The organism is Streptomyces sp. NRRL S-350 (assembly GCF_000719705.1).
In the GTDB taxonomy this organism is placed as follows: domain Bacteria; phylum Actinomycetota; class Actinomycetes; order Streptomycetales; family Streptomycetaceae; genus Kitasatospora.
Map to the genome: position 1 here is coordinate 1 of NZ_JOHO01000116.1, position 8795 is coordinate 8795.

The window sequence follows — 8795 nt, forward strand, 5'->3', positions numbered from 1 at the left end:
TCTGGCCCACCTACACCTGGCGCTACCAACACCAAACCCGCCACCTCGACCTCCCCAACTACCACACCACCACCCACACCACCCACACCCCCTAACACCACCACCACCAGCACCGGGCCCCGACGTCCGCGCCAACGACCAGGAGAGCCACCCACGATGAACCGACCACACCTGTCCCGGCGGGCCGTCCTCACCGGCGCGGCCGCCACCGTCATCGGCTACAACACCACCACCCGCTCCTGGGCCACCGCCGAATCCCCCGCCAGCGGACGCCTGGTCCCGGTCCCCCCACTCCAGGGCACCCTCACCACCAACCCCGCCACCCGCGCGGCGTTCGCCCAGGACTTCGGCCGCCTCACCACCACCACCCCGTATGCCGTCCTCACCCCCGCCGGCGCGCAGGACATCGCCACGATCATCAACTTCGCCCGCCGCAACAACCTCAAAGTCGCCATGAACGGCCAGAGCGGCACCGGCACCGACCTCGAATCACACTCCAATTACGGTCAGGCCGGCGTCGCCGGGGGCATCAGCGTCAACGCCCGCGCCCTCAACCGCATTCACGCCATCACCCCCACCAACGCCACCGTCGACGCCGGCGTCACCTGGGCCCAACTCACCGAGGCCGCCCTCGCTCACGGCCTCACGCCCCCGTGCCTCACCGACTACCTCCATCTGTCCGTCGGAGGCACCATCAGCGTCGGCGGCATCGGCTCCACCGTTCACAAATACGGCCTTCAGGCCGACACCGTCGAAGCCATCGAGATCGTCACCGGCACCGGCCGCGTCCTCACCGCCACGCCCACCTGCAACGCCGACCTCTTCCACGGCGCCCTCGCCGGCGCCGGCCAGATCGGCATCATCACCCGCGCCACCCTGAAGCTCGTCCCCGCCCCCGAGAACGCCCGCGTCTTCACCCTCTTCTACGACGACCTCACCACCTACCTCACCGACCAGCAAACCCTCCTCAACGACGGCCGCTTCCCCTCCCAGGTCGGCGAAGTCCTCGTCCAGCCCAACGGCCAACCCCCGCGCTACAAGATCGAAGCCGTCGCCCACTACAACGGCACCACACCCCCCGATCCCGCTCCTCTCCTCGCCGGCCTCACCCCCGTCTCCGCCCAGACCACCATCACCGACACCACCTACCGCGATTACACGTACCGGGTCGACGCCTTCGCCGACTCCATCAAGCAGCTCGGCTACTGGGACGCCCCCAAGCCCTGGCTCTCCCTGTTCCTCCCCGCCACCCGGACCCGCGCCTTCCTCACCGAAACGCTCCCCCAGCTCACTCCTGACGACATCGGCCAGGGCCTGCTCCTCTGCTACCCCTTCCACACCGGCAAGCTGACCCACCCGCTCGCCGTCACCCCCGCCGAACCCGTTGCCTACCTTTTCGACCTCCTCGCGTTCCCCCACCCCGGCACGGACCCCCAGCCCGCCCTCACCCGCAACCGCCGCATTTACGACCGCGCCGTCCAACTCGGCGCGAAGCGCTACCCCGTCGGCGCCATTCCCCGCATGACGCCCGCCGACTGGCAAACCCACTACGGCCCTCAATGGGCCACCCTCACCACCACCAAGAACCGCTACGACCCCACCCACACCCTCACACCCGGCCAGAACATCTTCCCCTGATCCCACATCCCCGAAATCGCGAAGAGCCCCCCCCCAACGTGGTGAAAGGAAATCCCGTGCACGCCATCCATCACACCGACCAGACCCTGCTCCCCCACCCCCCTGCCGCCGTCTGGGACGCCATCATCGACGAACTCAACGGCAAGACCACCTGGTGGCACCCCCACAACACCCACCAGCCCGGCCCCACACCCCCTGACCAGCCCAACGGCACCACCCTCACCACCGTCCACCCCAACGGCATCGGAAAGCCCGGTCCCAAGCTCCGCTTCACCTCCACCACCACCGACATCACCCCCCACCGCACCCTCACCCAGACCCACACCGGCCACTTCCAGGGCACCACCACCTACACGCTCACCCCCCACCACGACGGCTCCCACACCCTCCTCTCCATCACGTTCGCCAGCACGCCCCGTCACTGGCCGAAGCTCCTCCACAAACTGACGAACCTCACCTCCAAGCACACCGCCGCCACCCAGAACGCCCTCGCCAACCTCCACCACCACCTCGGCACCGCCAAATAGAACAAGGACACCGTCATGCAGACCGCCGTCGAAATCCCCACCCTGCCGACGGATCACGCCGTCATCACCACCGACCACACCGCCACCACCGACGACAACGCGCGGCTGGCCCTCACCGTGCACCGACCCGGGACTCCCGACCCGGGCCGGCCGCTCGTCGTCCTGGTCCACGGGTGGGCGGCCTCCCGCACCGTCTGGCACGACACCGCCCGCTGCCTGGCAGCCGCCGGACACACCGTCGCCTCCTACGACCAGCGCGGGCATGCTTCTTCCACGGCCGGGCGGGAGCCGATCAGCATCGGGCGGCTCGCCCGGGACTTGGACGCGGTCGTGGGGACGTTGACGACGCCGGAGCGGCCGGTGGTGGTGGTCGGGCATTCGGGCGGTGGCTATGCGGCGCTTGCCTGGGCGACGGAACTCGCCGCTTCGCGTCCGGCCGGCGGGCGCGGGCGGCTGGCCGGTCTGGTGCTGGTCTCCACTGCTGCGCACGGTCAGCGCACCCCGGCGAACGAGGTGAAGATGATGGGCTCCCGGTTGTTCAGCCGTGCCCTGCGCACGCCGTGGCTGGGGCGCAAGTTGCTCGGTCAGACGCACGGGCCGCTGGCCGGCCCGGAGGCGCGGGAGGCGAACCGGCGGCTCTTCGCCCGCACCCGACCGCAGACCCGGGCGGCGTGTTTCGCGTCGACCGGGGAGATGGACCACCGTGCTGGGCTCGCCCGGATCTCCACTCCGGCTGTCGTCATCACCGGCACGGAGGACAAGGTCGTCAAGCCGGCGTTCAGTCAGGAACTCGCCTCGGCGCTCCCGCAGGCCACGCTGTACGAGCTGCCGGGTGTCGGGCACATGGTGCCGCTGGAGAGCCCCGGGCAGATCGCCCATCGCGTCCACCAGCTGGTCCTGGCCGGCCGCTAGCCGTGCCGACCACCACCGCTCATGCCGGCGCGCTGGCCTCCCTCCTGCCGCCGCACGTCCGTTGCGCCGAGGCGTTCGGCGCCCTGGGCGCGGGCCGCCTCCTTCCTGCGGAGGCGGCCTACATCCGGGGCCGGTCCCCTCGCCGCCGCCAGCAGTTCACCACCGCCCGGACGCTGGCCCGCCGGGCCCTCGCCGAGCTCGGCCACCCCCCGGTGCCGCTGCTTCCCGGGCCCGGAGGTGCGCCGCAGTGGCCGGCCGGCGCGGCCGGCAGCATCACCCACACGCACGGCTACACCGCCTGCGCGGTCGCCCGTACCGGGCACAGCGCCTCGATCGGGATCGACGCGGAGCCGGTCCGGCCGCTGCCGCCCGGTGTCCTGGACCTGGTCGGCAGCGAGGACGAGCGGCTCCGGCTCGCCGCACTCCCCCGGGACTCCACCCCGTGGGACACGCTCCTCTTCAGCGCCAAGGAGGCGGTCTACAAGGCCGTCCACCCCCTCACCCGCACGTGGACACCGCTCGCCTCGATCACCGTCACCCTCCACACCGACGGCTCCTTCACCGCCCGGCACCCCCATCACCCCGAGGGCTGCTCCGGCCGGTGGGTCGTACACCGGGGTGTGGTCGTCACCGCCGTCGCCCTCCCGTCGAGGACGGCGCTCGCCGCTTGAGCCGCCCGGCGGGTCCGCCGCCGAGCCTCTTGCCTCCCGACGGGTCGGGTACGGGCAGCCGTGGGACGACCACGCCCGTGCCCGACGTGGGCCCCGGCACCCGGCACCGGTGCGGCTGAGGGGCCAGTCGAAGCCGCCCGCGGCACCCGGAGGTTCGGCGTCGGCCGGCGCCTCACGGTGCCAGCGGGCCGCCCGGGGTGAGAGCCAGCCGGGCGAAGTTCTCGGCGATGACGCGGTGGGCCTGCGGGGAGGGGTGGAGGCCGTCGGGCAGGGGGTGGGCCTCGTGTTCGGGCTCACCGTAGAGGGCGAGGCCGTCCAGGTGGTGCAGGTCGAGGTCGCCGTCGGCCCGGCGTTCGGCGACGATGCGGGCCAGTTCCTCGCGGACGGCGGTGAGGGTGAGGCGGCCGGCGGCGCGTTCGGCCGGGTCGCCGGTGGCCCGGAAGCGGAGGGTGCCGGTGCTGAAGTCGGGGGCGAGCGGGCCGGGGGTGTCCTCGTGGATGGGGCAGAGCACGGGGGACACCACCAGCAGCGGGGTGGTCGGGTGGCCTTCGCGGACGGTGTCGAGGAAGCCGTGGACGGCCGGGGTGAAGGCCCGCAGCCGCATCGCGTCGGCGTTGACGACGTTGATGCCGAGCTTCAGGCTGATCAGGTCCGCGGGGGTGTCGCGGATCGTGCGCGCGGTGAAGGGGTCGAGCAGGGCGCCGCCGCCGAAGCCGAGGTTGACGAGGTCGAGTCCCGCGTCGACGGCCACCAGCGCGGGCCAGGTGCCGGTCGGGTGGGCGGCGTTGGAGCCGTGGCTGATCGAACTGCCGTGGTGCACCCACCGCTTGCGGGCACCGGCGGGTACGGCCTGCACCGGGGCGTCCGTGTCGAGGGCGATCAGTTCGGTCGTCTCGGTGTGCGGGAGCCAGATCTCGACGGTCTTGTCGCGGTCGGGCAGGCCGGTGAACCGGGCGCTGCCGGGCGGCCCTTCGGTCAGTTCGAAACGGCCGGTGGTCAGGTCGACGGTGCGCAGGTTGCCGCCGGGGACGGCGGTCTGCGCGGTGAGCCGGCCGTCGACGAGGAGGTCGTAGACCCCGTCGGGCACGTTCGGGACGCCGGGGTAGGCGCGTTTGGTGGGGACGGTGTGCAGGGTGATCGTGGTGGCGCGGGTCCGGAAGGCCAGGCGGACGCCGGACGGCTGGGATTCGGCCATCGCGAGCTGATCGTCGGGCACCTGGCGGCGGGCGCGGGCGGGCAGGCGGTGCGGCAGCAGGCCCCGGCCGGTGTGCTCGACGTCGAGGTGGCCGTGGATCAGGTCCTCGGTGACGGGGGTGGTGATCGGGGTCATGGTGGGGGTTCTCCGTTCGAGTACGGGCGTCGGGCCGGGGTCCTTGGCTTGCGCCAGGCAGCCAGGCAGCGCTAGGCAGCGCCGGGCCCGGTGGACGGCCCGTACGCCGTTCAGGTGGCGGTGCGGGCGGCGCCGGTCCGGCGGAGGAGGGCGTCGAGGGAGTCGATGATCCAGTCCCAGGACTGCCGCGCATCGACGGCGGTGTGGCTGAATCCGCCGGCCGCCTCCAGGCTGATGTAGCCGTGGAAGACGCTGCCGAGCATCCGCACGGCGTGGGTCTGTTCGGGTTCGGTGAGGTCGTAGCCGCGCAGGATCGCCCGGGTCATCTGGGCGTGCCGGACGCCCGCGCTGGCGGCGGCGGTCTCGGCATCGAGGCGCAGGCGGGTGGCGTCGTAGCGGCCGGGGTGGCGGGCCGCGTAGTCGCGGTAGGCGTCGGCGAAGGCGCCGAGGGCGTCGCGGCCCGCGCGTCCGGCGAGGGCGTCGGCGACGAGGTCGGCGAGTTCTTCCAGGGCGTGCAGGGCGATGCGGGTCTTGAGGTCCTGCGAGCTCTTGACGTGGGAGTAGAGGCTGGCGGTCTGCACGCCGAAGCGTCGGGCCACCGCGGCGACGGTCACCTGCTCGAAGCCGACCTCGTCCGCGAGTTCGGCGCCCGCGACGACCAGGCGTTCGACGGTGAGTCCTGCCCGTGCCATGTGCTTCCTCCCGTGCTGTCCCGCCAGTGACCGGCCTATGGACAGTATGGGATTACCTAATCCATTTAGGCAAACGCTTATGTACTCATGGTTGCGCCGGGAGTCCGCCCCACCCTTCGGTCGACCCGGTCCAACCATCGACCCGGACCAACCATCAGCCCGGACCGATATTCGACCGAGTCCACCGTTTTCCTCAGCCCGCGAGTCGACTCAGCCGGCCAGGATCACCGTCTCCGCCGGACCGGAGAACCCCACCGACTGCGCGGGGGTGCCGGTGGCGGCGAGCCGACGGTGCTCCTGCGGGCTGACGCCGCGCACCCGCTTGAAGGCCGCCGAGAGGGCGAAGGCATTGCTGTAGCCGACCTTGCGGGCGGCGAACGCGACGGTGCACTCGGGCTCGCGCAGCAGGTCGGCCGCGACGGCCAGGCGCCAGCCCGCGAGGTACGCCATCGGGGGCTCGCCGACCAGGGCGGTGAAGCGTCGGGCCAGGCCGGCCCGGGAGACTCCGACCCGCTGGGCGAGCTCGGCGACCGTCCAGGCGGTGGCCGGGTCGTCGTGCATCAGCCGCAGGACCGGGCCGACCACCGGGTCGTGCTGGGCGCGGTACCAGGCGGGGGCGCCGGAGTCGGGGGCGGCCAGCCAGGACCGCAGGACCGAGACCACCAGCAGGTCCAGGATCCGGTCCAGGACGAGCTCCTGGCCGGGCTCGTTGCGGCTTATCTCGGCGGCCAGCAGGTGCACCAGGGTGTCGTCGGCGCCGGTGCCGGCCGGGCGAACGAGCAGGGCGGGCAGGCACCCGAGCAGACGCTGGCCGATCTCGTGTTCGGCCTGGTAGGTGCCGGAGAGGACCACCGAGGAGGCCTGGTCGCCCTCGCGTCCCTGACCCCAGGTGCGCACGCCCAGCGACATGACCTCGGAGACGTCCACCCCGCCGCGGGTGCAGACCTGGCCGGGGCCGACGATCACGTCCACCGGGGTGTCCGGGTCGTCGGCGACGGTGTACGGCTCCGGGCCGCGCACGATCGCCACGTCCCCCGGGTGCAACAGCAGCGGGGTGCCGCGCTCGGGCAGGATCCAGGCATCGCCGCGGACCATCGTCACCACGGAGAGCGGGGCCCGGTCCTCGATCCGAAGCGACCACGGCGGGGTGAGGATCGACCGCAGCAGGAACGCGCCGCGGGCCTTGGGGCCGTCGAGGAGTCCCGTCAGAGTGTCCATGCCGCCAAGTCTAGACGCCAGGATATTATTTGACGTCGCGTCATTTGAGGGACTCTTGAGCGATCGAGGTGGCCGGTGAGGCCCGGATGCCGGATGATCTGCGCACGGGGTAGGACCGGCACGCGGCCACAGCGCTGCGGCGACAGCGACAGCGAGAAGTGAGGGCTCACGACGATGGAAACGGCACGCACACTCGTCCTGGTGGCGGCCACCGTCACGTGCGGACTGACCGCCGGACTGTTCTACGCCTTCGCGTGCTCGGTCATGCCCGCGCTCGCGCGGGTCGGGGACCGGACCTTCATCGAGGTCATGCAACGCGTCAACGTGGCGATCCTGAACGGCTGGTTCGTCCTCGGCTTCGTCGGCGCCCTGCTGGCCACGGCGGCCGCGGTCGCCCTGCACCTGCCCTCGGACGGCCACCACGCGCTGCCTGCCACCGTCGCCGCGCTCGTGCTGTACGTCGCCATGATCGGCGTCACCCGTTCGATCAACATCCCGCTGAACGACGAACTGGCCGCGGCCGGAACGCCGCAGCAGATCACCGACCCGGCCGCCGTGCGCGGCCGCTTCGAGGCGCGCTGGGTGCGTTTCAACGTGCTGCGCGCGCTGCTCTCCACGGCCGCCCTCGGCTGCCTCGCCTGGGCGCTGGTGCTCAATGGCCAGAGCTGACGCGGAAGTCCCCGCGGCGCCCCGCCACCCCGTGCGGCCGTACGGCCTCAGCCGCACAGGGTGGCGAAGCCGTACCCGCGTGCCTTGAGCGTGGAGATGATCGCCGGCAGCGCGGCCACCGTCTGACTGCGGTCGCCACCGCCGTCGTGCAGCAGGATCACCGACCCCGGGCGGACGTTGTCCAGCACCCGCGACCGGATCGCCGCCGTTCCCGGCCGGGACCAGTCCACCGGGTCCACCGACCAGAGCACGACCTGCTTGCCGAGCGCCGCCGCACGCGCGCGCACCGCGCCGTTGACCGCGCCGTACGGCGGCCGCAGGCAGTTCGGAGTGCGGCCGGTGCCGGCGCGGATCGCCTTGTCCGTGTTGACGAGCTGGGCGTCGAGGGCGGAGCCGGAGAGCTTGCGCAGATCCGGGTGCGACCAGGAGTGGTTCTGCACGCTGTGGCCCTGTTTGGCGACCTGTGCGGTGAGCGACGGATGGGCGTTGACGTTCTGCCCGATCTCGAAGAACGTCGCGCGCACCCCGTAGCGGGCCAGCGTCGCGAGGACACCGGGCGTGTAGGCCGGGCTGGGGCCGTCGTCGAAGGTGAGGTAGACGACCTTGCCGCCCCCGCCGCTGCCCCCGCCGCCCCCGCTGCTGGCCGCCTCCGCCGACGAGGCCGGGAGCGTGACCGCCGCTCCCGCCGCCAGGGCGACGGCGAGCGCGCCGGTCGCGATCCGGAGTCGTCCAACTGCCCTGCGCCTGACGGTTCGTACGGACATGCCTGCCCCCTGACGGGTCGGAACTGCGGTGCACCGGCCAGTCTGCTCCGATCCCCCGGCAGCCGCGACCCGCCGGACGGCGGAGGCGGACGGAATCGGCCAGCCGCACGACGGCTCGCGCGCCCTGCGGACGGCACGACGGCTCGCGCCCCCTGCGGACCGGGCACGCCGAAGCTCTCCCGACGGGATCCGCCGGGAGCGCCGACCGCGTTACGGCGCGGCCGGGTTCAGCGACCGGAGCGGCCGTGCAGCACCAGGGCACGGGTCAGGGCGAGCAGGCCGCCCGTGCACAGCGCGGTGCGGAGCATGTTGGACGAGACCCAGCTGTCGGCGAACTGCGCGCGCACCGCGGCGAAGTCGTGGATCTGGGACGG

9 protein-coding genes are annotated in these 8795 nt (G+C 72.5%); 5 read left to right on the forward strand and 4 right to left on the reverse strand.

Annotation, left to right across the window (positions count from 1 at the left end):
- The first annotated feature begins 156 nt into the window (after positions 1-156).
- From IF30_RS0139380 to IF30_RS0139395, 4 genes are read left to right on the forward strand one after another with little or no spacing between them, the layout of a single operon-like run.
- Positions 157-1638 (forward strand): FAD-binding protein, encoded by a 1482-nt coding sequence (locus IF30_RS0139380; protein WP_030247733.1) that lies wholly within the window; start codon positions 157-159, stop codon positions 1636-1638.
- A 56-nt stretch (positions 1639-1694) separates the two neighbouring features.
- Positions 1695-2165, forward strand: a complete 471-nt coding sequence (locus IF30_RS44365) for an SRPBCC family protein (RefSeq protein ID WP_051712223.1) — start codon at positions 1695-1697, stop codon at positions 2163-2165.
- A 15-nt stretch (positions 2166-2180) separates the two neighbouring features.
- On the forward strand, positions 2181-3077 hold the full coding sequence (locus tag IF30_RS0139390) for an alpha/beta fold hydrolase (RefSeq protein WP_078892053.1): 897 nt from the start codon (positions 2181-2183) through the stop codon (positions 3075-3077).
- A 2-nt stretch (positions 3078-3079) separates the two neighbouring features.
- Positions 3080-3748 carry a 4'-phosphopantetheinyl transferase family protein gene (locus IF30_RS0139395; RefSeq protein WP_234323019.1) on the forward strand — a complete coding sequence of 223 codons (669 nt, stop codon included), beginning with the start codon at positions 3080-3082 and terminating at the stop codon, positions 3746-3748.
- A 172-nt stretch (positions 3749-3920) separates the two neighbouring features.
- On the opposite strand, the gene IF30_RS0139400 is transcribed toward IF30_RS0139395, so the two are convergent.
- The 3 genes from IF30_RS0139400 to IF30_RS0139410 all read right to left on the reverse strand — a co-directional run bounded on the left by IF30_RS0139400 (position 3921) and on the right by IF30_RS0139410 (position 6988).
- On the reverse strand, positions 3921-5078 hold the full coding sequence (locus IF30_RS0139400; protein WP_030247740.1) for a GDSL-type esterase/lipase family protein: 1158 nt from the start codon (positions 5076-5078) through the stop codon (positions 3921-3923).
- Between the two features lie 110 nt (positions 5079-5188).
- Positions 5189-5770: a TetR/AcrR family transcriptional regulator gene (locus IF30_RS0139405; protein ID WP_030247742.1), complete on the reverse strand. Its 582-nt coding sequence runs from the start codon at positions 5768-5770 to the stop codon at positions 5189-5191.
- A 210-nt stretch (positions 5771-5980) separates the two neighbouring features.
- Positions 5981-6988 (reverse strand): AraC family transcriptional regulator, encoded by a 1008-nt coding sequence (locus IF30_RS0139410; protein WP_030247744.1) that lies wholly within the window; start codon positions 6986-6988, stop codon positions 5981-5983.
- 174 nt (positions 6989-7162) lie between these two features.
- On the opposite strand from IF30_RS0139410, the gene IF30_RS0139415 reads away from it, so the two are divergent.
- Positions 7163-7657: a DUF1772 domain-containing protein gene (locus tag IF30_RS0139415; RefSeq protein WP_030247746.1), complete on the forward strand. Its 495-nt coding sequence runs from the start codon at positions 7163-7165 to the stop codon at positions 7655-7657.
- A gap of 47 nt (positions 7658-7704) precedes the next feature.
- Here IF30_RS0139415 and IF30_RS0139420 read toward each other — a convergent pair whose 3' ends face one another.
- Entirely contained in the window at positions 7705-8421 is a 717-nt protein-coding gene (locus tag IF30_RS0139420; protein ID WP_078892054.1) for a polysaccharide deacetylase family protein, read from the reverse strand.
- Positions 8422-8795 lie beyond the last annotated feature (374 nt).